This window comes from Gemmiger formicilis, from assembly GCF_016901605.1.
Lineage (GTDB): Bacteria > Bacillota > Clostridia > Oscillospirales > Ruminococcaceae > Gemmiger > Gemmiger formicilis_B.
The window spans coordinates 1-224 of sequence record NZ_JACJKP010000726.1; the positions used below are offsets into that span (position 1 = coordinate 1).

Below are 224 nucleotides of genomic sequence, written 5' to 3' on the forward strand. Positions count from 1 at the left end.
AGCCTTCGGCTTACGGTCGAGCAGGTGCTCGATCTCGAGGATCTTGGCGGCTTCACGCACGCGCTTGTCGATCTCGTCCTTGGGCATCTTGCGCAGTTCCAGGCCGAACGCCATATTTGGAGGGTTTTGTCATGGCTTCTATCAGCTGCCGTCACGTTAAAAAGGTTTACCCCGGTAACGTTGTTGCCGTTCCCGATTTCAGCCTGGAAATCGCCGATAAGGAA

At 54.9% G+C, this 224-nt stretch carries 1 pseudogene; it reads right to left on the reverse strand.

Annotated features, from left to right (window positions below):
• A pseudogene (locus H6B10_RS16635) lies at positions 1 to 117 on the reverse strand (sugar ABC transporter ATP-binding protein); the annotation flags it as partial.
• Positions 118 to 224: the final 107 nt, after the last annotated feature.